15 protein-coding genes and 1 pseudogene are annotated in these 21,549 nt (G+C 61.5%); 4 read left to right on the forward strand and 12 right to left on the reverse strand.

Annotation, left to right across the window (positions count from 1 at the left end; translation table 11 throughout):
- A partial coding sequence (locus tag A9J21_RS01795) for an EAL domain-containing protein (RefSeq protein ID WP_082926176.1) occupies positions 1 to 1,531 on the forward strand: 1,531 nt, incomplete at its 5' end.
- Positions 1,532 to 1,701: 170 nt separating this feature from the next.
- Here A9J21_RS01795 and A9J21_RS01800 read toward each other — a convergent pair.
- The 4 genes from A9J21_RS01800 to A9J21_RS01825 form a co-directional block, all read right to left on the reverse strand.
- A complete protein-coding gene (locus A9J21_RS01800) occupies positions 1,702 to 2,496 on the reverse strand; it encodes a DUF4239 domain-containing protein (protein WP_066731286.1) in 795 nt (264 codons plus the stop codon).
- Positions 2,497 to 3,142: 646 nt separating this feature from the next.
- Positions 3,143 to 3,358, reverse strand: a complete 216-nt coding sequence (locus A9J21_RS01810) for a hypothetical protein (RefSeq protein WP_066731290.1) — start codon at positions 3,356 to 3,358, stop codon at positions 3,143 to 3,145.
- Between the two features lie 286 nt (positions 3,359 to 3,644).
- Complete coding sequence (locus tag A9J21_RS01815; RefSeq protein WP_156545605.1) at positions 3,645 to 3,944, reverse strand: hypothetical protein; 300 nt, start codon at positions 3,942 to 3,944, stop codon at positions 3,645 to 3,647.
- A gap of 1,898 nt (positions 3,945 to 5,842) precedes the next feature.
- Entirely contained in the window at positions 5,843 to 6,331 is a 489-nt protein-coding gene (locus A9J21_RS01825) for a hypothetical protein (protein ID WP_066731296.1), read from the reverse strand.
- Between the two features lie 650 nt (positions 6,332 to 6,981).
- On the opposite strand from A9J21_RS01825, the gene A9J21_RS31335 reads away from it, so the two are divergent.
- Positions 6,982 to 7,152, forward strand: coding sequence for a hypothetical protein (locus A9J21_RS31335; protein ID WP_156545607.1), 171 nt, complete (start codon positions 6,982 to 6,984; stop codon positions 7,150 to 7,152).
- A gap of 22 nt (positions 7,153 to 7,174) precedes the next feature.
- Here the strand turns inward: A9J21_RS31335 and A9J21_RS01830 are convergent, their stop codons facing one another.
- The 3 genes and pseudogenes from A9J21_RS01830 to A9J21_RS01840 form a co-directional block, all read right to left on the reverse strand.
- On the reverse strand, positions 7,175 to 9,787 hold the full coding sequence (locus A9J21_RS01830) for an EAL domain-containing protein (protein WP_404851338.1): 2,613 nt from the start codon (positions 9,785 to 9,787) through the stop codon (positions 7,175 to 7,177).
- Positions 9,788 to 11,080: 1,293 nt separating this feature from the next.
- Positions 11,081 to 11,587, reverse strand: a pseudogene (locus A9J21_RS32175) (peptidylprolyl isomerase); the annotation flags it as partial.
- 917 nt (positions 11,588 to 12,504) lie between these two features.
- Positions 12,505 to 14,109: a hypothetical protein gene (locus tag A9J21_RS01840; protein ID WP_066731303.1), complete on the reverse strand. Its 1,605-nt coding sequence runs from the start codon at positions 14,107 to 14,109 to the stop codon at positions 12,505 to 12,507.
- A 239-nt stretch (positions 14,110 to 14,348) separates the two neighbouring features.
- Here A9J21_RS01840 and A9J21_RS01845 point away from each other — a divergent pair, with 239 nt between their 5' ends.
- Positions 14,349 to 15,458 (forward strand): helix-turn-helix transcriptional regulator, encoded by a 1,110-nt coding sequence (locus A9J21_RS01845; RefSeq protein WP_066731304.1) that lies wholly within the window; start codon positions 14,349 to 14,351, stop codon positions 15,456 to 15,458.
- Positions 15,459 to 15,711: 253 nt separating this feature from the next.
- On the opposite strand, the gene A9J21_RS01850 is transcribed toward A9J21_RS01845, so the two are convergent.
- Positions 15,712 to 15,960, reverse strand: coding sequence for a hypothetical protein (locus tag A9J21_RS01850; RefSeq protein ID WP_156545609.1), 249 nt, complete (start codon positions 15,958 to 15,960; stop codon positions 15,712 to 15,714).
- 421 nt (positions 15,961 to 16,381) lie between these two features.
- On the opposite strand from A9J21_RS01850, the gene A9J21_RS01855 reads away from it, so the two are divergent.
- Entirely contained in the window at positions 16,382 to 16,705 is a 324-nt protein-coding gene (locus A9J21_RS01855) for a hypothetical protein (RefSeq protein ID WP_066731309.1), read from the forward strand.
- A gap of 192 nt (positions 16,706 to 16,897) precedes the next feature.
- Here the strand turns inward: A9J21_RS01855 and A9J21_RS01860 are convergent, their stop codons facing one another.
- The 4 genes from A9J21_RS01860 to A9J21_RS01875 form a co-directional block, all read right to left on the reverse strand.
- The gene (locus tag A9J21_RS01860) at positions 16,898 to 18,388 is read right to left on the reverse strand and encodes a tyrosine-type recombinase/integrase (RefSeq protein WP_066731311.1); all 1,491 of its coding nucleotides are present in this window, start codon (positions 18,386 to 18,388) and stop codon (positions 16,898 to 16,900) included.
- Positions 18,385 to 19,338, reverse strand: coding sequence for a DNA-binding protein (locus A9J21_RS01865; protein ID WP_066731314.1), 954 nt, complete (start codon positions 19,336 to 19,338; stop codon positions 18,385 to 18,387). Before A9J21_RS01865 ends, A9J21_RS01860 begins: the two co-directional genes overlap by 4 nt.
- 226 nt (positions 19,339 to 19,564) lie before the next feature.
- Complete coding sequence (locus A9J21_RS01870) at positions 19,565 to 20,113, reverse strand: amidohydrolase family protein (protein WP_231906776.1); 549 nt, start codon at positions 20,111 to 20,113, stop codon at positions 19,565 to 19,567.
- 29 nt (positions 20,114 to 20,142) lie between these two features.
- Entirely contained in the window at positions 20,143 to 21,120 is a 978-nt protein-coding gene (locus A9J21_RS01875; protein ID WP_082926178.1) for a tripartite tricarboxylate transporter substrate binding protein, read from the reverse strand.
- Positions 21,121 to 21,549: the final 429 nt, after the last annotated feature.

Below are 21,549 nucleotides of genomic sequence, written 5' to 3' on the forward strand. Positions count from 1 at the left end.
CGAGCAGGACAGTGTTCTACACGTGGGTCAACATTCGATGCAAATTACCGGGTCAGGTGGGTCAGTTCTCAGTGCAAATCAACAGCTCATGCCGTTAGCGACCAGATCGCGCGCGCGCAACGTTCTCCAACAATCTTCTATATCAACACCCTGCACGCCTCTCGGGATCGCAACGATGCGCAGGCTCGCACTGAACTCGAGCTACCTTCAACTGATTGGCTATGTTGACGGAGACCGACTCCTCTGCTCGTCATATGGCGATCACGCCGACGGCATTCCGGTGGGGCCGGCTGACTACATGAGCGGGCGTAAGGCATGGATCCGTCGTTCGGTTCTGTTGCCGTTCCTGCCGAACGCAAAATTCTTCATGGTCACGGAAGCGGACAGCGGCTACTCGAGCCTCGCCCTTCCGGACCTGATTCTTGATGCAGGGAGTGAAGTTCGCGACGTCTCTATCGCGCTCGTGGCGGTCTCGAACAGAAGTATCATTCTGGCGCGTGGCCGGATCGAAGTTCAGCAACTGCCCGTCTTTCACCCGGAGTCCGGCCAGATGCAATGGGCAGGTGACGAACAGGTCGGAACCATTCGGTTCTCTGCGTCCAACGACTATGCTGCCGTTGCCTCCGTACCCGTCAGTGCGGTGCACCATTCGTGGCGAGACTTCGCGCGTATTGCAGCCCCCTTGGGAGGCATCGTCGGTACTGCGATTGCCTTACTGCTATTAGCATTCCTCCGGCAACGTACTGGAATGCTCGCGAAACTTGATCGAGCGATCCGCCGCAGGGAGCTGTCGCTCGTGTACATGCCAATTGTGGAGTTAAGCAATGGCCGATGGGCCGGAGCCGAAGCGCTCTTGCGGTGGCGTCGGTCCGGCGGGGAAGTTGCGGGTGCGGACGAGTTTATCCCCCTTGCGGAACAGCATCACCGGATGAAACGGTTGACCGCCGCCATGCTTGACGCCCTAGTCAAGGACGCCCACGAGTACCTGGCACAGCATGCCGGTCACCGTTACGTATCCATCAACCTCAGCGCCCAAGACCTTTCGGATACCGCGATCGTGGAAAAGCTCCGGCAGGCCCGAGACCGGTCCGGTCTGCCGCGCCTAATGGTCGAAGCAACCGAGAGCGGGCTTCTCAATGTCAACCACGCCAACAGCGTTATCCGGCGCCTTCGCGAGCTAGACATTTCCGTTGCGATTGACGACTTCGGCATCGGGTATTCCAGTTTGTCATATTTAGGGTCCCTTGATGCCGCATATCTAAAGATTGACAAATCCTTTGTATCAGCGATCGGTAGTGGTGCCGCGACCGGAAATGTTGTCGACCACATCATAGCGATGGCAAAGGAGTGCAACCTCATGCTGATCGCAGAAGGCGTTGAGTGCGAAGAACAGGCAAATTACCTGCGCGACGCGGGGGTCGAGTATGCCCAGGGCTGGCTTTTTGGTAAGCCAATGACGGCCGGTGAACTCGTGGTTCGTGGCTGGCGAGACGCCCCCGGCTCGCGCCGCGCAGGGCTAAGTGACGCCTGACAGAAGATTGATACGACTGGAGGCTCGACACCGGAAGCCGGCCGTCGAGTTCGTGACGAATTCGGTGACGGGAACGGGATAGGACGTGGCTTCTCGCGCCGGTGCGTTCCGGTAGCCCGTGGTCTTGCTTCGTTCACACTTAGCACTTCACGCTCCCGACACTGTCCATTTCATTTCATGCCGTCGCGAACTTCCTGCAGTACTTGGTCGAATTCGTCGACTCGGATCAGACCTAGACGCGGAAATTCGAGATCGACAATGACATAGAGGGTTGCAGCAAGGGTTACCGCAAATAGCAACGCATGGAGCCAGTTGCGTGGCCCCCTTCTCGCCATACCGTATCCGGCAAAGAGGGCACCAATCCAACTCAGCGCCAGCAGCAGGGCGTAGATCACGCTAGGCGGATGCTCCATAGTAGAAGCCAGGCGGGTCGAAGCCGTATCGAATGCAGCATTGAGTGCCGGCAACAGTAGCATGGTTGCTGACGTAGTCGAGGCGCGGGGGGACTCTTCGACGGATCTTTCCCACAGGCGGTCACGCAGTTCACTGGCGCGCGCGAGCGCTTGCGCTACGCCCTCGCGATCGGGCACTGCCCGATACGCCTGGAGTCGAGCATCCAAATATTGCCGAAATGTTTCTCGAAGCTCATCGCGGACGGGCGTGCGCAGCAGATCCAGCCGCAGGTAAGCGGTGCCGATGTCGTTAGCTTCCTGAACGACCAGAGTGCGCCTTGCCTCGAATCGGCTGGCTGCCCCCGAAAAAGTGAAGGCGATAAGCAGACCGAGCAGCGCGAAAATCGCGCTCGTAACCGCCCCTACCCCGGTACTCTCGGGTTCCCGACCAGCATTGACCTGCCACTGCCACACCAACCGTCCGACATCCATAGCCACCAAGATGCTCGCGAACAGTCCGACACATAAAGCAATGGCGCCGAACACACCGGAATCGTAAAGGAGCGATCCCATGCCTGCTTTCTCCCTGAAGTGGACGCGGCTTCCAGTGCTATACGTTGGCTGTTCCGATGTTGGAAGCTCTTGATTATTTCAGCGCACCGGAAAACACTGTGTCAATTGGGCGAAGGTCCATTCCGAGGCCTGCCCGCGCGCCGTAGGCCCCGCCGCTCCGTCAACCCATCCATTCAGCGGCCGTTCCGGCATCATTTCAGTCGCGCTTGGATGGCGGCCACGGCAATGCCTGCAAGAAAGGCCGCCACGCCACCTACAGCGACAAGATCGGTGTCGCATGGTGCGCATGGATGCCTCCCGCCTGCTGCAGATCGCAGCATAGATACAGCAAACATCGGACATACGGAAATACCGAAACGCTGGCCGATTTTCGCCCGCGACTAGCGCCGCTCCGACGCGCCATTGTCCGGGCTAGGGTGAAAGTGTATTCCTCCACAAGCCGCCGAGTCCGCCATGAACCAGGCACAACTCGACGCCCACTACGAGAGGGTCCTGCGACACGTCGCCGCGTGCCGCGCCCACATTCGACAGCAGATAACTTTGATACGGCGGCTTCGCATGCAGGCACTTGATACGTCCAGGGCGCTGAATCTGCTTTCCGTGCTGCGGGACATCTTGTCGGCGCACCGCGCGCATCTTGCACTCATCAGACGCTTGCGTAGCGTCTAGCCCCCGTTTCGTGGCAAAGGTTGTCTCTGATCCGCACCAGATCCGAATAACCGCCCTGCAAGTGGCGCAGCACCTGCAGGCTGAGCGCAACGTCGCCCCCGTCCAGCCTCGCTTCCCGTACCCGGTCGAGCTGCCGCCGGATCCGCTGCCGCGAGGCAGCCAGCTTCCGATCCAGTTCCAACAGGCGAGCCATGAGAGCCAACCGATGTTTTGCGCGCATTACATATCCCCACGACTATGCGTCAGGGTTTATAGGCGAACTCCGGGCGGCAGAGACGTGTCCGGAAAGGTTCGGTATCGGGCATGCCGGGCGCACAATCCGGTAGCTGGGCGGCGCTGGCAGGGGCAGGGGCAGGCGAAGATTTTCCATGCCACGTCCCCGGCTTCACCTGGGGATATCCGGGCGGCAATACTTGCCCGACCAATGACTTCCGCCATCCATCGCGCGCAGGCTAAAAGTCAGGGTCGGCAAGGGCCGGTCAGATGTCACCCAGCCAGCCGTCCGCCGCAATTCGCGCCCGTTGCACGGACGCCTGCTCTGCGGCGCGCTGGGTGCCGTAGCTCGACAAGGAAACATAAGGTCCGCACAGGCGCACCCGGTCCTCATTCTCGACCGTCACCTCGTAGTCCCACTCCTCCTTCCCCACCGGCGGAATGAGCTGAAACACGAACAGGTCGAGCACGAGGCCGCGATAGCGCTGGCGGGTGTGGTCAGATGAATCGGTCAGGTTGTCCCCCGGTGGACCACTAGGGACTGCGCGTGCCGGGGCGACACGCATCCGGACATCCGAGTGGTGAGATTTATGCTACACGCGCCGCCACTCCTTCCTATCCGTGTTCCGCTGATTTTTGGTGGGAGCGCGGCCGCCGCCCCACAGCCATGCCTTCTCCAAAAAACGGCCCGACGCCGGGGAGAAGTCGGGCCGAGGACTATCACAGCGCGGAAGCGGGGGGATCCTCCGCCGAAAAAGTTTAGGCTGCAGCCGGTTGGCCCGGTATCCGCCAGAGGTCGGAGCCACCGCCTCTTGCCGGCGGGCGTCTGCGGCGCCGTCACAAACCGACGCTGACTGGAATCACAACTAGCGGATCTGTATGCCCGAATTTGAAACCCTCGACGTCTGCTAGCGGAGATTAACCCGTAGCTCAGACTACGTTCGTTGCCAGCGCATCTAACCGCGCGGGCAGTAACGGTTGCTGTTATGCTGATCTGCATTGGGAATGACGAGATGCAAGTATGCGATTGGACCGAGAACAACGGGAAGCCGTGGACCTCCTCAAAAAAGCAATAGTTGAGCGCCGTCGTATCGCCCAAGGTGAAGCGGCACGGTGGCAGGTGGTCCCCACGAGCCCGGAGTATCGGAAAGCGCGTCAAATCATTGAGCGGACCCCTGCGCTCTTGGCAGCGTTAGACGAAATCGGGCAAATTCTCATCCCAGAAGTGCCCCTGCTCAGGCCCTAATCCACGTGCCATCGGCAGCTAAAGAAAAGCCAGAACGGGTCAGGATGGGTTGTTATGACTTGGTCACTGGGTTCTTGTTACGTTCGCCAATGATACGCAGCGCCAGCGGGCTGGGCTGACGCAAGCGCGTGTCGGGTGAGACATAAACGTAAACTTTCGGATAACCTCCAAAACTATCCCGGTTTAGAGCCTCAAGTCACCAACGATGCCCGGCAGACCGTTGGCCGGCGGTGTAATGCCGTTAGTCTCTTGAGCGTCCACTACGCAGTACCCATGAACCGTGAGATCGTAATGTATCGCGGAGGGACTTAAACCAAGCATTGGGGTTTTCGCGTCAAGCTCTGAGTCGACGGAGGTCTCGATCGTACCGAGCCACGCTAGAGCTTCTGGGGGGCTTGCGCGAGAGGGGTACCGGCGCGCACAAACAACGCGCGGGGCGCATTTCGATGGAGGGTAATGACCCGGTCAGACTCGGCAGTATGCGCTAGCGCCGTTATGAAAAGTGCGTAGTTGGACTGTCCAGAATGCACACATTGTGGATATGACGGCAGCCAGCATTCCACTGGGGAATCGGCACCTGCTCCGGCCACGCTGGCCCGGAGCTTTTACGCTACTAGCTTCGTTTGGCTCCTTCCCGAAAAGGTCGTCGTATATCCGAGAACACGAGGAGCGTGACGACCAGCCGTAAATCGCGTCGTGATGTAATATTCCGAGGCCTTTGAAGGTTTCGGCCATCGATGTTCTATCTATAATTGGGAATGCTCAGACGAGCTCACCGGCAAGCTACAAAACTTTTCCTGTGCTGAGGTCGCAATTTTCGCCATGATGAGGGAGCTTCTCGTCAATGAGGCTCATCTATCAGACGAACCCTTACAGATGCTTCCCTCCATCTCGGCCCGCTATTTTTAGCGGGCCCTTTTTCGGATACCGAGATTGCATCGCACCCTAGGGCGTGAGCTGGTACGCCCGCGTTCCGAGTGCAATGGCTGCGTCCCGGCGCCCGGCCTGAGTTGCGCAGCAGTCTAGGGTGGTGGCCCAAGACGTGAGCGCCAGACGGAAGCTGCCGGACGTGAGCGCCAAATCGGGATGGCACCACGCCTCATCGGCGAAAGGAAATCGAGTCTCGTGCACGCCATTCGCCGGTGATCCGGCATATCAGCCCGACCAGGAACAGGGTGCGCGCCGCGAGCGCAGTGATTGCCTGGGCTCGATCGTCAGCTAATGTACGGGCGGCATCAGGCGGCGTGCCCCGGCCCCCGACCGCACCGGGTTGAACTCCATTGCGCGCTGTTCCAAAAGCCGCTGTAGTTCAGTCGCGCCCCGGTAGTAGTGGGTCAGTATCAGACGCAACTGCGCATCGGCGAGCGGCTCTCGGAGCAACGCGCCATAAGCTGCCGCTGCGCGGCCGGCCTGCTGGATGGCATGACGCAGCAGAGGCAATTCACCGGATTCGGCGGGGGGTGACAGATTTAGCGGATCGCGAGTGCGGCCCGCCGCGCCGGCGCCGTTGTCGTCGCCCGTGCCGTCGCCGGCTGCACCGGCCCGGGCCGCCAGTTCGATCGACGCCACGCGTTGCATATTGGCGCGGTGCATAAGCACCGCCCTCATCTGCGGATCCGATGCGGCAGCAGCCACGGCCGACAGCGCGTTTGCACACAGCAGGGCGTGACGGCTAAGGCGCGCCAGCGAGGTGTTCAGTGCATCCACGTACGTCTCCGATGAATGCTCTAACTGTAGGCGAAAGCGCGCGGTGGCGACCAGATTGCAATGCTGGCGCGGCTTATCTTGTTCGATTCTTCCCAGTGCCCAAAAGCGACGCGATTTGATTTCTGGACCGGATGCAACGATGTCGCCTTCGCCGCCGCGCTAGCACTGGCGGGCCGTCTGGGCTACGCTGCCGCCAAGGCTTTCAAGAACCAAACACGTCACCCCGCGATGGAGTGTGCTGGGCTTCACCGGAATGGGCAAGGCGTATGGCCACTGGAACAGTTTCAGCGACGCCCAGAACGTGGTCAGCGTCGGCGCCGGCTTTCGGTACTTGGTCGCCCGCAAACTGAGCGTAGCGGTCGGGACAGCCAGGCCGCAGCCCCGCGCGCCTGGCTTTTTTTTGGTTCAACCCCGCAGCGAGTGGACCCCTGAAGCGAGCCCTCAAAATCGGCTTGCCTGCCTCGGTGCGGGCTTTCTTCGCACCACCTGCCGGGAATGTTATTTCCACGATAGGCATTTGTCACTCGTCGGATTTCTCTCACGTGGTGTTCGCCGGCTTTCGCTATTCCAAGTCAAGATTTGCAGCGTTCTTGAGTGCCAATCCGCGAAGAGATCGCGGATAGCGCTCTGCAACCTTACCGGGGAAAGTCATGAAAGCAGTCATCTATAATCCGCCTGCGCCTTGCCGGCCATTTTTAGCAGTGCTCTCCAGCGACGACGGCCTGTTGCTCAGTATGGCCGCCGTCGAATCTCGCCGCGCCGGTGAAACGCTGTTGTCGGAAATGCAGTACCACATCGCCGAACTTTCACACCGACAGTGAGAGAGAGCCGCCGTCGCGCGCCTCATGTGAGTTCGCTCACGAACGCTTCAAATTGGCTGGCGTCCACCGGCGGACAAAAGAAGTGGCCCTGCCCGTAGTCGCATCCGGCAGCCACGAGAATGTCGCGCTGCGACGCTGTTTCGATCCCTTCTGCAATCACGCGGATGCGCAGTGCATGCGCCATGCCAATAATGGCACGGCACAAGGCCACGTCATCTGGACCTCGGGTCAGCGAACGGATGAAGGAGCGGTCGATCTTGATGTAGTCGACATCTAGGCGCCTCAGGTACGATAGCGAAGAATAGCCAGTGCCGAAGTCGTCCAAAGCGATTTCGATACCGGCCGCCTGGAAGCGGGCCAGTTGATTGACGACGTCGGCGCTTTGCTCCATCACCGCGCGTTCGGTGATCTCAATGACCAGGCTGCCGACTGGCAGATTCTTGCGCTCAATCACCGCGGACCACGAGTCGGATCCGCTTGCGGGCGCGCAAAACTCCATTGGGGACTTGTTCACCGAGATCTGGAAACCTTTGCCCAGCACCGCCTGCCAGCGTACAAGCTGCTCCAGCGCTTCTGTCAGCACCCATCGGCCAATATCGATGATGAGTCCGGATTCTTCTGCGACGGCGATGAAATCCGCCGGGCGGATAGGCCCGCGGGCCGGATGGTTCCAGCGGATCAGGGCCTCAGCTTTGCATACCTTGCCCGTCCGCAGATCGACAATCGGTTGGTAGTGCAGAAGGAACTGCCCGGCTGCCGGCGCCGTGCGCAGATCATGCGTAATGCGCAGGCGCTCCTTTTCTGCCTGCAGCAGGGCCTTGGTGAACGCTTTCGAGCGATTACGTCCCTCTTTCTTGGCCGCAAACATTGCCTGGTCAGCGCACACCACCAGCGCCTCGGCGCTATCGGCGTCTTGGGGGTAGATCGCCACACCGATACTGGCCGACACAACGACCATTTCGCCGGCCAAACTGTATGGTGCTGCTATGCGTTCCAAGATGGCTTGGGCGATGCCCTCGGCGACGCCGGTATGGCCGACCGCTGGCAGAATGACGGTGAACTCGTCGCCAGCGAGGCGGGCAACGGTATCTGTCGCGCGTATCGATCCCGTAATGCGACGCACCGCCTCCCGCAGCAACAGGTCGCCCTGGTCGTGGCCGAGGGTATCGTTCACCTCCTTGAACCGATCCAGATCAATGAACAGTAGCGCCAGCACATCCTGCGTGCTACGCGAGCGCTCGATCTCCTGCTGCAAGCGTTCAAAAAACAACCGACGGTTGGGTAGGTCCGTGAGCGCGTCATAATTTGCCTGGTGCCGGATGACCTCCTCCGCCCGGCGTTTTTCTGTCATGTCATGGATCAGCGCGACACGGCGGCGTTCGCCGTGCGCGTGGGCAAGGTAGGTATCCACAGTCAAGTAAGCTGGGAACTCGCTACCATCCTTGCGGCGAATCGGGATTTCCCCATTCCATTTTCCCGTGGCTTCCACGCTGGCTCGCAGGCGTTCCACGCGCAGCGCTGCAGTATGGCCTGTTCCACCGATGCTATAGCCTGACCGGCCCCTGATCTCCGTGACCGTATAGCCGGTGGCGGCAGAGAATGCTGGGTTCACGTCGATGATAGTGCCGTCCAACGATGTCACCACCATGGCCTCGCTGCTGGACGAATAGACCAGCGAAGCCAGCCGCATCTCTTCGAGATGGCGTCGCCGCTCCTCCATGGAGCGGCGTAGACTGTAGTACAACAGCGCGAGCAGCAGCGTCGACGCTATGGCACTGGCGAAAACGACACGGCGATAGGCCGCGTAGGGCGCAAGTACTAGCCCTACCGATTGGCCCACCACGAAATTGAGTCCGAACTCCGGCATTCGGTAATACCCGAACACCCTCTCTACGCCTTCGGAGTCCGACAATGCTCTGAAGCTACCTGTAAGGCCGGCATTGCTAGCCAGATACGGGCGATCGATGATCGCCCTTGCAAGCGAGCCCTCCAAGGCCGGCACACGGGCGATGATTTGGCCAGAATTCTTGATGACCGCCGCCGCCTCGCCATCGCGGTTTGTAAAGGTCTGCGCAAAGCTCGCGAACTGATCGGGACTGACCGATACCACGATGACGCCGTCGAAGCTACCTGCTCGCAGGATCGGGCGTGTAAATTGGATGGACCATTTGTTCGAGACCTTGCCCTTCACTGGGTCGCTGATAAACAGGACATCGCGTCCGGCAGCGTTTTGATGAACCCGGAAATGCTCACGTTTGCTTAGATCAACCTTTTCGCCGGGCTCGGGTGGGGCGATGGACGAATAAACCAGCAAGCCATGCTTGTCGATCACTGCAACCTGGAACGACAGGTCTACCACCAGGTTCTCGCGCTCCCGTACTAACTCATTGAATCCCGACTGGCTCACCAGCCAACTTGCCCTCAGGTCGAGGAGAAACTCGGATAGCCGCAGGATATTCGATTTCGAATATGCGCCGAACGCCTGGGCCTCTGCCTGGGTGCGCTCTGCGGCGTTATGCAACAAGCGCTCACGCTCGCTGACGAGCTGGAAAGCCGCGAACGACCATGTTGCAATCAGCCAGGCGGCCGCCCCTAGGTTTAAGGGGGTAAAAAACTGGCGCAAGTGCTTTAGCATCTTGCCTTCTCGGCGGGGCAAACGGTCCGGCATCAAATGTTTTTGCTGCGTTGCTTCGGGTCGGCATGAATTGTCAGGCTAGCCGAGGTCAGCGACGCCCACAAGCAGCTCCCCCTTTGGCACTCTGTTCTTCGAAATCGGACACTTCGAGCCCAATGAATCACATATCAAGCCAGCCGTGACGCCTGAAGACCCCCGTGCACGATCTTAGCGCGAGCAATGAAGTTCTCAGCATAGCGCCGCCGGACGGAAACATTGTGCGGGGGATGGGGTTTTGATCGCGCCGTTGAAAAGGAGGGTGCACGCAGAACGCCGCTTCGCTACTCTGTCAAGGGTCCTTCGTGCCGTCCAACCCGAGCGCGGAGATGGGTCGATCACAAGCTACCGGCCATAACGGCGGCCAACGGGTCGGCCGAGGTCGGCCATTCTCAGTCACCAAGATCCCTCTTGCGTGTGTCCGTTGTGGCGAGAAAGCACTCTGTCCCAGCCGTATTCGGTCTTCTGGCCTGGTTTCGCCCCCTGTGAAGCGACCCTCAACAATTCTTGCTTCCGGGCCTGATACGCACGCAGCAGGCAGGAGTCGACTGGCCGCTTGCTCGCATACCCCGAAAGCAGCTCGATTGTCTCTTCCGTTTTTGCCAGGCCAGCGCTGTGGAAGTCATCGGCAACATTGCGAATGTATCGAGCAGCCGATTCAGGATCTTTCCTGTTCACGCCAGCGTTCGGCCCCGTGTACATAGCCTTGAGCTCGGACTCACAAATGAGGCCACCTTGCGCTAACCCGCTTTGCGCTTGCCCACCTTGCGACGTCGCGGGAAAATCGCTCGGTTGCGCAGTTGGCACTCTCACAGCACCCTTCGCAAGCGCATCTCGGCGGGCCAGCCAGGCGCGCTTCATACACGCTCCGAGCTCATCTCCCTCCTGAACTTCCACGACGTTCGCAATTGACTCTGCCTCAGCGGCCGATGAGTTGGCGTAGCTTGCCATCGTTTCCTCGTACCAGCGCTGCTCAACTTCGGGCAACTGGGCATCGGTGTTGGCTTTATCCCCAAGGGCTTTCCGGCGAAGCTCAGCATAGCAAAGAGGACCCGCGCTTTGCTTGGACTTCGCGCCACGTCCCTGGGTCTTGGACAGCCGTCGCTCCATGTCCGCATTGAGCGGCGTGCCGGGTGCGCCGGCGGAGGCTGGTTCAGGCGCCAACATAGCCTGTTTTCCGCCCTTCTTGCGCTGCCCAGCAGTATCTGGGACCGCTGCAGGGTCAGCGACCGACTGCGCGGGCGAGGTATCGATCGCCGCGGACAGGATCGTAATGGGCGTCGTAGGCACATTGGAGAACCCGCGAACCGTCGAAGTCGAGACGTTGGCCATCGAGTCAACGACATCCATGCCTCTCACTACTTTCCCGAAGACCGCATACCCATAGCCGTCCGGATTCGGTGCGTTCAAGTTGGCGTTGTCCTGCAGGTTGATGAAGAACTGATTGGTCGCAGAGTTTGGATCGACCATCCGTGCTGCTGCGAGCGTGCCGCGATCGTTTCGCAGCCCGTTGTTCGCTTCAAGCGGTACCCGTCCGTAGGTCGGCTTTTCATTCAGATTGGCGTCCAACCCGCCACCCTGGACCATGAAGCCAGGGATTACGCGGTGAAAGACGGTGCCGGAGTAAGCGCCGGAGCTGACGTACTGCAGGAAATTGGAGACTGTCCGCGGTGCTTTGTCGGGATAAAGCTCGACGACGATGTCGCCGGAGCTCGTGGATATTTTGACCCGGGGGGCGTCTTCCGCGACGGCGACCATTGGCATGAAGGCCGCCAGTACGAGCACATACTTGCGAAGGGATCTCGCGAACATATGGTGTTAGATCGTTGAAATTGAAGTTCTTGGATGTGGCGGCGAGATTCTGAACGAGCGGCGCAGCAAACGCATCACCAGAATTGGGTATCCAGGGCTCAAGCGTTGGCTAAACCTAACGCTCCCGTGGAATGTGGCGCGTAGCCACCCTAGCGCGGCACTGCGTCTAACAATTTGGTAGGGGTTAGTTCCCGGCTAGTTTCGTGGCGGCATCATGAACTTGACGCCTCTTATGCTGGCCTCGCTACAACCATGCGACTGGAGGGGCCGCCACCAACTCCTCGTTCCCTACCAGTTCAAGTCATTAAATGACGACTCATCGAAAAACCGTGTTGGGTCGTCAACTGTCTTCCCCCTCCTCGACGCGCCGCTAAGCCGAAGGAGCCGGCCGCAATTTATGTGAAATGCGGTGCGTAGGTCGGAATCATGCGCCAATTGTCGTACTACCCTTCGCTGTCGGCCCTCCCTGATCGCCAATCATCAGTGAGCAATAGTTCGTCCGACTCAAGCCGGCCAGGAGCGGCCGCTCGACGGATAGCCGAAGATCGACAACTATTTCGGTTCACAATTGTTGGACCTGCTTCTTATGCCGAACCCAACCCATGTCTTTGCGGGCTGCAAGTACCTCTATCTCGACAGATTGTTTGAACCGTCTAAGAATCAGTTGGCGATGCGGGTGCTCGAAGCCACGGATCACGAGCCAGTTCCCGCCGAGGTCATTTAACGCCGAACCGGTCAAAGCTGTGAGAAATATCCGTGCGCGAGCGATAGCGACAACTCCGTCAAACCAGTCGCTTAGCAGTTAGAAAGTCCCGCACGGCCGAAGCCGCGCGGGTCCTTGTGCAGATCCCTAGGTCAGCCAGTTCGGCTTACGGTCGGTCGATCGAGATGGAGTAGAACGGGTTGGTCGGGTTCACGTTGATGGAAACGGTCAGGCCGGTGTTCGACAGGCTCATGCCAATGGACTCGGCCGCACCGGGCAGGCCGTTGACCGGCAACACTTCCGGTCGGTAACGTAGGCCAACGGAGGGCCGGTTGTCTTGCCACGTGTCGATACGGCCATCGCTGCGCTGGCGCGTGTAGGTGCTGGTAGCCGGGGCGACGGCAATCACGGTGTTCGAGAACGTCGTGATGTCGGTACCACCGGTGGGGTTCAGCGCTGCGTCCCAGTAGGCGTTGGTGAAGCCCACTGCTGGCAGTGCGCGTGCCACCGGATGGCGCGCGACCATGAATCCGTCCGCATGCACGATCACGATGGCCAGTTGCCCATCCACGCCCTTGAAGCCGAATGCGCGAGCGGTGCCGGTGGTGTCGGTAAGATCAAAGCCACCGCTGGCGTTGGCCGAGAACGCCGGCAGGTCGCTGGCCGGCCAGGGCTGGCCGCAGCCACTCAAGCCGCAATCGGCAGCCTTGGTGAACTTGCCCGCGGCATCCACCGTGAACTGGATCAGGCCCGAGCCGTAGTTGCCCGGGTTGGTCTCACGTTCAAAGCTCATCGCCACCCAGTCGCCCGCCAGTTCGGACATCGGAATGGTCTGCTCCGGAATCAGCAGGCTCGCTGCGCCGGCGCGACGCTCCAGTCCGATGCCGGACTTCGATACCAGCAGTCGGGCATCGTTGTTGCCGAAGCGGCAGGCTTCAGTGGCATTCGCGTCGAAGTGCTCCGATGCGCTTGTGGCGTCATTGGTGCGATTGAGTGCCACGGCATCCACGGTGAAGCGCTGGATCGTGTTGGCGGTCAGGTCCACCTTCTGGTACTTGCCGCTGCGGTACGACGCGCAGGTGGCCGAGGCCGGATTCAGCAGTGTCTTGATGCCGTCCGTCGAACCCTTGTTGGTGGCCACCGCATCGGACAGGTCAGCGATCGACGTCTTGGACGAAGCGAGTGCGTCGCCCAGGGTATCGAGTCGCTGGTCGAGCGCGTTGCCCGGCGTGCTGCCATGTGCGGCGACGAGCGTGTCCTTGAGCGGGTCCACGCCGGTCAGATCGACCGTGCCGGTCAGGATCAGCTTGACCGCTTGAATCGCGCCATTGAGACCGTCGGCATTCAGCTTCGATTGCGCGGTGGCATCGAAGCTTTCGAAGAAGTCCTTGGTGTTGCCGCCGGCCAGCGATGCCGTGACCAGTTCGGTCAGCGGCGTGATGTTGGCAACAGCACTCGTGCTCGTGCCCGCCTCCACCACCGAATGCAACGTTACGCCGTCTACCGTAGTGACGCTCAGCACACATGGGCGCTTGGCGTCCGCGATGTTGATGACGAACGTGCCGTCGGCGGCCGTGGTAGCCGTACCACTACCGGATGCGCATTTGGCCTGTACGGTGGCATTTGCCAGTGCCGCGCCCACGGCGGCCGTACCGGATAGCTTCGTGGTCGATGCCGCGGGTGTAGCCGACGGCGCTCCCGAATCGGAACCGCCACCACAGGCGCTCAGTGCCGCTGCAGCGATGGCCGCGAGAATAATTCTTGTTTTCATAAACCGGATTCCCCCTGTCGTTTTTCAGAAAGCGAGAGACGTGCATGGGCCGTCTTCGCGCCACGATTTTCTGAAATGAAACATCGGTCCGCATCATTCATTTGAATGAAGAGCCGTCAATCCCCCAGTTCGCGGGGCACGATTTAGCTCGACGTTGTGGGAAGCTGGACACAGCCCGCTAGAGGCTTGTCGGCGCATGCGCCGATCAGAAGGAAAACAGATCCTTTGGGGAGGAAGGCTTGCTACGGGACCATCTTATCGGCGACCTCTATGAGGCCGCGGTACAGCACGACGGGTTTCTCGACGTGTTTCAAACAACAGTCGAAGCGCTGGGGGCCAGCGGATTCCATATGTTCAGTTGGGATCCGGAACGCAATGCCCCCCATTTGTCTGCCTACACGTCGGACAGACACTGGGATTCAGTCGTGGCGCTCTATGACCAGTATTACGGCGCCCTGGACCCGCGGCGTGAAGTGGTAGCCAAAGCCGCAATCGGCGAGTTCCAATTTTGCCAAGACTACCTGAGCGAGACCGACGTCGCGCGCAGCGAGTTTTACCAGGACTTCCATATCCCGACGGGCTTCCGCTACCTGGCCGGTGCGCGCCTGGCGCGGCCCGGTTCCGATGACATCCTTCTCGGATTGTTACGAATGAACGATCGACCGGCCTATTCAGACCAGGAACGCCACGGCATCAGCGGCATGGCCATTCACCTGCAGCGTGCCATCAACCTCTGGCAGGACGCGTGCGTGCTGAATCGGGATGCAGCCATCGGATCAGAACTGATGGCGCAGTTGGGCGTCGCTGTGTTCGCCCTCGATGGCGACTTGAAACTTGTCTTCGCCAACAAGTCGGCGGAAGCGGTGTTGCGCGCCACGACCTGCCTAAGGCTCAATCACGGGAAACTGTCGGCTACCGTGGCAGCCGAGAACACGAGACTGCAGGCTGCGATGGCGGATACGCTCAGATCGCGCCAGGGGGAAAGCGTAGCGCTGCGTGCAGCACCGGGTCTTCCGCCCGAAATCTTCCTGGGCATCAGTCGCCTGTCGGGCGCAGCTACGCGTATGACATTCGGTCATGCGGAAATCCTGGTGACGGTCAGGCGCAGGGGTTCGGTACCGATGGTTCGTGCCAGGCAACTGCAGCAAGCGTTCGGGCTGACCGCGGCAGAGGCGGCTGTCGGCGAAGCGCTAATCGGCGGCAAGACCCCCGACGAGTACGCCATCGCCGCCGGCGTATCCGTCGCCACCGTTCGGACCCAGTTGCGCGCAATCTTCGAGAAAACCGGCTCGCGTTCGCAGGCAGAAGCGGTCGGGGCCATGCTGCATCTTCCGCCGCAGACACCGTGACCGGCGCAATTTCATAACGCCTGATCGGTGCAGAGGTCAATATTGTCCAAGCATGCCACTTGCCACTCCCGAGGCGGTGTTTGTGTCGGACCCGTAGCTGCTGGTCTGGCGGCTTACCGAAAATTCCCATCACCAGAGCCATTCGATGGCTCATGCAACCAATTTCCGGCCGTTGGCTAAGGCGAGTCGTAGCGGCTGCTAAGGGTCGGTCAGCGACCGTCGGCGGCAGAGGCTTCGGACTACGTGTGGCACGTCAGATGTCCCCGAGCCAGCCGTCCGCCGCGATCCGCGCACGGCGCACGGACGCGTCCTCGGCCGCGCGCTGGGTACCGTAGCCCGACAAGGAAAAATAAGGCCCGCACAACCGCACCCGGCTGTCATTCTCGACCGTCACCTCGTAGTCCCACTCCCAGCTGCCGGCCGGCGAGATGACCTGGAAAACGAAGAGTTGCAGCACGAGTCCGCGATAGGGTCGGCTGGTGCGCCCCGTTGGATCGTTCAAGTTTTGCCCCGGTATGCCACCAGGGGTGAGCGTGCCGGCACGGCACGCATCAAGACACCCGAGTAGTGAGATTCATGCTACGCGCGCCGGTATGCCTTCCTGTCAGTGTTTGTCTGATTCTGGCGAGGCAGGGGTTACCGCCTCGAGGCGGGGTACGTCCCCCAAAAACCACCTGATGCCGCAAGGCGTCAGGTCAATAGCTCACGGCAGACGCGCGCTCCTTCGAGAGCGACAGATCAGGAAAGCGCACCTGCGTTTTGCACCCATCCAAAAGTGGGAGCGGCTGTACTAAGATCATTTCTGAGGCGTTTCGCAAGCAGCGCCTCGGCCGTTTGGGCGCCCGCCGTTTCCAGTCACCGGCGGGCCTTTTCCCAACCGGGCGGCACGGGATCCCCACGCCCACTCCATTTCTGCTGTCACCATGAACATCGTCCTGTTGCGCCACGGCAATCGGGCTCTGCTCCTGCCGGCTGGCCGTTCCCTCATCGACTGTCCCCTCCACGTCCGTCTCTGGCTCGGCGCGCCCCAGACCGAGGTCACCACGCAGCTCACCGCGGACACGCCGATGCCCGGCATCCATCCGCCCATCGTGCTGGCCGAGATTTTGCACAACGGGTTCTGCGCCCTCGATGTGTATGGCGTGGTGCGGGGGCTTTCCCGCCCCTTGCCGCGGCCGCCGCCGGTGGGGGCGCGGAAGGACGCGGCGGATGCCATTGCATGGGAATTTCTAAAAGACGAGGTGTGACTGCCTGGAAACCCGCGTGGTTAAGCCAGAGTGAGGTTTACTTCGCATCGATCCATCATTGGCCGGATTGTGGCCCGCTGCAGTCATTCGATTCAACCCAACTGAACGGCTCCCTTGGGTCGATCTGAGCCATCTGGCTTGGGCTCGACAAGGCGCAGGTTCGCCTGCGGCGCCAGCCGGCCTGAGAGATTGCTAACGAAGATCGTCGGCAAATGTGGCGTCGACGAAGGCCCGCAACTGCGTCAGGTCCGTCCTGGCATAGGCCGCCGTGGTCTGCACGGAAGCGTGGCCGAGCAGCGCCTGGGCGGCGGGCAGCGGCACCTGATGGTCGACCACCAGCGTGCGCGCATAGGCATGGCGCAGCCAGTGCGGCGATGCGGCGCGCAGCAGCAACGCCTGCGCCGGCTCGCGCGCCTCCAGGTCATCCGCCACGGCGGCAAAAATCGCCTTGACCTCCCGATAGAGGCCTGCCTGCTGCAGCGCTTCCGCCTTGTTGCCGTGGATCACGGGCAACGTCTCGTGCGCCGGCGGCTCGGGTGGCAGGCCGCGGGCATGCCGATAGGCCCGCAGTACGACCATGCACGGGGTCGGCAGCGGGATGGCGCGTACCTTGCGCCCCTTGCCGCAGACATAGAGCGTCCACCGCCCGGGCGCCTCGGCCTCCAGCCGGGGCAGTGCAGTTTCGGCCGACCAGGCCAGTTCCGCCAGGCGCACGCCGGCATAGCGATACAGCGCCCAGATCGCCCGCTGGCGAAGCGCCGGCAACGCATCGTCGGCACGGTTCGCGTCAAGCCAGGCATCGCACGCGTCCAGCAGCGCTGGCGGAATCAGCCGCGTCGGCACAAAACCGGAACGCGCGCGACTGCCTGCGGACAGACCGGCGGCCGGGTTGGCATGCAGGTAGCCGGTGGCGTACCAGTAGCCGTAAAGACTCGCCACCACCGCGAGGGCCCGCGTGCGGGTCGCTTCGGATAGCGGCGGCGAGGCGTTTTCTGTACGGGACTCGCCGTGCTGCAACGCGTGCCGGTAGGCAAGCAGCTGCTGTCGCGTCAGGTCCGACAATGGTCCCAGGCCGCGCGTGCCGCACCAGCGTATCAGGCGAAGCAGTTCTGCGCCGTAGGCGCGTCGCGTGTGGGACGATCGGCCGGTCCGGTCGCGCATAAAAAGCGCCAGTGCCTGCGCGTCGTCGACGGCACCCAGCGTGTTGGCGGCGGTCTGTGGCTGGGCGAAGCGGCCGATGCGCGCGAGCCACGCATAGTCGGCATGGCCGGAGGCTGCCAGCCATGGCGCGACGACCCACCCGGCGGGCTCCGGATCGGCCGGCATCCCCGCAGGGCTTCCCGGCAAAGCAGGGGAGGAGCGGAAGCGACGGCGGTGCGTGTGGAGCAGCCGGGCGAGGACCGCCTCCGCGCTCGGCGCCTGTTCCGCCGGCGCGGTGCGCAGGCGTCCGCGCTCCCAGTACTCGACCGCCCCGTCGTGGGCCAGCAGCAGTTTAAGCACCGTCGGCTGCGCAGCCTTGGCGTCCGAGAGTGATCCGTAGCGACGCTTGATGCGCGTCAGGGTCCAGTGCGCGTAGACCGGATGCCCGAGCGCCTCGGCGAGGTAAGCGAGCGCCGTATCGACCGTCGCCGGCAACGGGCGCGGCGGGACTGCGCCCGTATCGATCCAGTCGGCCGGATTCATGACTTGTCGCGGCGCTTGCCGTCGGGCTTACCGGCTGGCTTGCCGGTCGACCGGGGTGCGCGCGCCACCTTGGCCGGGGGCGGTGCGGCAGCCAGGGTCGCGCGCAGCAGCTCATCAAGCTGGGCGCGCTGGCTGGCGGTAACAGCCTTGAGCGCGCTGGCCTCGCCAACGGCAGTCTGGCGCGCAGCGCGCTCGCTGACCAGTTCGGCGTCCTGCCGTCCGCGCTCCTCCTCGAGCGCCGCGACGCGCCGCTCGGCGAATTTGAGCTGGGAGGCCAGTTGCGCGCGCTCGGCGCGCACCGCGTCGCGCTGATGGGCGGTTTCCTGCAGGAGCTGCTTCGACAGCGCCTCGTAGCGCGTCTGGACGGTAGCGATCGCCTCGGCGTGGGCGCGCTTGTTCGCGTCGGCACGATCCTGCGCGGTCGCCAATGCCGTTTCGAGTTCGCCACGACGTGCCGCCTGCTCGTCGGCCCGCGCACTGGCGGCCGCCAGGGCAGCGCTGGCTTCGGCCAGCGCGGTGTCGCGCGCGGCAAGCTGCCCGCGGACCTCACTCAGCTCCTCGCGGAGCAGTTCGACCCGCAACTCGGTCTCGGCGCGGGCAGACTGCGCGGCCTCCGCGGTCTGTTGCGCTTCGCGCCGCAGGCGCACCACATCCTCCAACTGCACCGCAACGGCGGCCTGCCAGAGCGCGCGCATCGCTTCGGCGATCTCGACGGGAAGCTCGGGCAGGGCCAGGTCGGCCAGGCCCACGCGCACGACTTCGGCCTCGATGGCATTCAGCGTGCGCGAAAGCGTCGCCGGGTCGCCGCCGCCGAGGCGGTCGCGCAGCTTGCGCACCGACACCACGCGGCGAAAGCGTGCGGCGGTGGGCGGCGCCGCGTCGCCGGCTTCGGTCAGCATGGCCAGCACGGTGGCGCGGATCTGGTCGGGCGTGGCGGCGAGGCGGGGCATGGCGGTGGACTGAGGGTAAATGTGATCCTATCTTACGCACGCTCCTAACGTTAGGAAAGGAATTTAATCATGGTAAGGAATGACTAAAGATGGATAACTATAATTATCTTGCCGAAACAGGGGATCGCACGGGCGCGCCGGTGCGCTATCAGGGCCCAGGGGCCGATCAACGATTCAGGACGGGGAGCAAAGGACCAGTCAGCAAGTGACTGATTTGACTGGGGTATCAGGCGAGCGCCGCCCGGAAACCCGCATGGATGCTAGGGGCGGCTACCCCGGTAAAGTGCAGGGAAATCAAAGAGACCCCAAGTGGCGGCCCGTTCCAGTGCCCATCTGAGGGATCCGGGTTAAGGTTGCAGCCGATGAATCCTAGGGTATTCACGCAGCGATCGAGCTCAGCAATACATGAATCGAGACCATGTCCTGGTGACTGCGGCAACTGGCAGACGGCAGTGAATTGCGCCGGATACAGAGTCGTCACGCGGTGAATCAAATCGTTGCAAGCTTGTGACCAGTGAAGGCTTGTGGTGGGATTGCCCACATGGTGTGCCATGGCGCTCGCCTTGGGGGACAAGATGGTCATATCGACCCCGCGTTCGCGTTGCAGACGAAGCTGATTGCGCTCCAGGCTATCGCGAATGTCGTCGTCGCTGATGTGAAAATCGGGAGCGAGGGGTGGCGCGGCCGGCTCAAGCAGCTTTGCGGTCTGTCGCGAGCGATAGTCGTCGAGCGCTTTGGGGGCGGTCGTGTAATGCCCGTGGCAATCGATGATCATGGTGGTCTGTGCTCCCGATAAATGGCGGGTTAGTTCAGCGAAATCTTGGCGCTGCGGATGACCTTGTCCCACTGTGCGGTTTCCTGACGAGCCTGCTTTTCAAGGTCGTCGGCTGAAGTGACGTGAAGGTCGACGCCTTGCGTATCGAGTCGTTCACGCAGAGTCTTGTCGTTGCCGATTTTCACCAGCGCTGCGTTCAGGCGGGTAATGACGTCGCTCGGGGTGCCCGCCGTCGCATAGATGCCGTACCACGTGGTGTACTGGAATCCAGGCAATCCTGAGGCCGATATCACAGGAATACTCTTGAGGCTCGGCGATGTCGATGGCGCAGTGAGCCCAATGGCGCGAATGGCACCCTTGTCGATCATGCCTTTCAGTGAGGGGAAACTGCTGAACAGTCCCTGGACTTCGCCTGAAACAAGGTCGTTCACGACCAACGATGTGCCCTTGTATGGCACATGATTGATATCGATCTTTGCGGTCGCCTTGAATTGCTCCATGCCGAGGTGGGCAAGCCCTCCTACACCCGCGGACCCAAAATTGACCTTGCCTGGATTTGCCTTGGCATAGGCAATCAGTTGCTGAGTTGACTGGACAGGGAGCTTCGCGCTGACCACCAAGACATGCGGACTCGTCGAAACCATGCCCACCGGCATCAAATGCTTGGCTGCATCCGCGACGCTCTTTGTCAGCAGAGGCTGGATGACGATATTGCCGGACGCCGCGAAGAGAAGCGTATAGCCATCGGAATTTGCCCGGCTGACCGAGTTCATGGCAGGCAAGCCGGCACCGCCGCCGAGGTTGTCGATCACGAATGACTGGCCGAGCTCTTTACCTAGCGCCACGCCAACTTCACGTGCGACGACGTCAGCGGGGCCACCTGCCGCGAACGGCACAACCATCTTGACGGGCTTGTTTGGATAGCTTCCAGATTGAGCCAGCACGTGCGAGCCGCATACAGCAGCGATGCAGGCGAAGGCGGTGCGAACGAGTGAGGGATTACGCATGGGTTGTCTCCTGTGCCGATCATTGCCGGCGTCTGTTGGCGCGGGCCATTCTATGGCGGGGAGCAACCATGCATTTGAGCGTTTCATCAGATGAAACGCTGGAGACGCGCGTTCGTTTTTCTGGATCCTTGAATGTTCTAACCCAGCGGCGGCTGCGCCTGTACGGGCTTCCTTCAGTAATCCGATTAAGAGGGAAACCCCAAGTGGCAAGTGGGTGCGCTTTCACCAGCTTGCAATGAACTGGCGTCTCATGGCCAAGCCGGAGACGAAAATTTCCCTTAGAGAGTGGCCGGCACGGGTCGCCTCAAAATGCTGTAGCCGTTTTTACGGCGGCCCCCGAGTTTCATTAGTGAACTCAGGCTTTACCTCGCACATCGTTGGACTGCCGCACGATGAAAGCGGAGCCATTCTCCAGCGTCTGTGCTCACT

This window comes from Cupriavidus sp. D384 (genome assembly GCF_001652915.1).
In the GTDB taxonomy this organism is placed as follows: domain Bacteria; phylum Pseudomonadota; class Gammaproteobacteria; order Burkholderiales; family Burkholderiaceae; genus Cupriavidus.